Origin of the sequence: Kitasatospora sp. NPDC057542 (genome assembly GCF_042801945.1) — a bacterium.
In the GTDB taxonomy this organism is placed as follows: Bacteria; Actinomycetota; Actinomycetes; order Streptomycetales; family Streptomycetaceae; genus Kitasatospora.
In genome coordinates, this window is record NZ_JBHVFE010000859.1 from 1 (window position 1) to 1,098 (window position 1,098).

Consider the following 1,098-nt stretch of genomic DNA (forward strand, 5'->3'; position numbering starts at 1 on the left):
AGTTGCCTACGTGTCACACGCAACGTCCTACCGGATCCCGCTTTCGAGCAAGCACGAAACCGCAATATTGATCACGACATCACACAGGCCCTAGGTCCGGGCGCTGGAAGAGCGGCGCCTGGGTCCAGTCCTCGTACAGGGATCGGACGGGGATGCCAGCGGCCTTGAAGCGGTTGCTCAGCTCGGCCGGGTCCGGCACGCGGACGCTGATCGTCAGGGGGGTGCCGTACCAGCCGCGGACCGACAGCTCGCCGATCGCGCCCGCCGTCACCTGAACGGACCGTTGAAAGCGGGGCTGCCGGTCGTTCTCGGGCCTGGCGCGCCCTGGCGGGGCCATTAACGCCGGGATGGCCTGGTACTGTGACACCTCAGCTTATTTGAACGCGTTCAATATTGGGGGTGAATGGAGACCGTGAGCGCACGGCGGCCGGTACCCCGGACAGCACGGGTCCTGGCGGTGTTGGCGATGTTGTGCACCGCGCCAGCACTGGTCTGGGCGGCCGGCGGTGACAGGTCATTCATCGGCGATCCGTTGGTGTTCGGTTCGCTGGTGGTGACCGCACCACTGTGCACGCGGGATGCGGACACCTTCCGGACAGCTTGCCGGCTGACCGGCTGGGGGGTGCTCGCGTTCTCGGCTCTCGGCTTCCTCTCCGGGCTGTTCCTGCTGACGCCAGCGGGCATCGTCCTCCTTGCGGCGGGAAGCCGGTCGCGTCCCGAGTCCCGCCGCCTACCGCTGCTGGTCGGCGGCCTGGTGACAGCGGCGACCCTCGGCTTCGCCGGCTGGATGATCGGCGAGATCTGGATCGCTCCGTACTTCCAGGAGCCGGACGCGTTCCTCGCCACCGTCCAGGAAGGCAGTCCACTTCTCAGCGTCGGCCACCGTCCGGCGGGGATCCTAAGCGACGGCTCAGGCCTCGGCCACGGCGCCACGGACGTCGGTCTGAAGGAGAGCGACGGAATACCCGGCGCCAGGCTCGTCGTCGTCTTCGATCCCCACACTCCGGTTGAGTCGGCCTGGAGCGCGGTTCCAGTGTTGCTACCGGTCCGTTTCTCCAGGCCGCTCTCCGAACCCGGCGTGCCCATTACTGAGCACCG

Annotated in this window: 2 protein-coding genes; one reads left to right on the plus strand and one right to left on the minus strand. The window is 67.5% G+C overall.

The window, feature by feature from the left end; genetic code table 11:
* Positions 1–79: 79 nt before the first annotated feature.
* Positions 80–271 (minus strand): hypothetical protein, encoded by a 192-nt coding sequence (locus tag ACFU7Y_RS44130; RefSeq protein WP_380772102.1) that lies wholly within the window; start codon positions 269–271, stop codon positions 80–82.
* 132 nt (positions 272–403) lie between these two features.
* Here ACFU7Y_RS44130 and ACFU7Y_RS44135 point away from each other — a divergent pair.
* On the plus strand, positions 404–1,098 hold a 695-nt coding region (locus tag ACFU7Y_RS44135), incomplete at its 3' end, for a hypothetical protein (protein ID WP_380772104.1).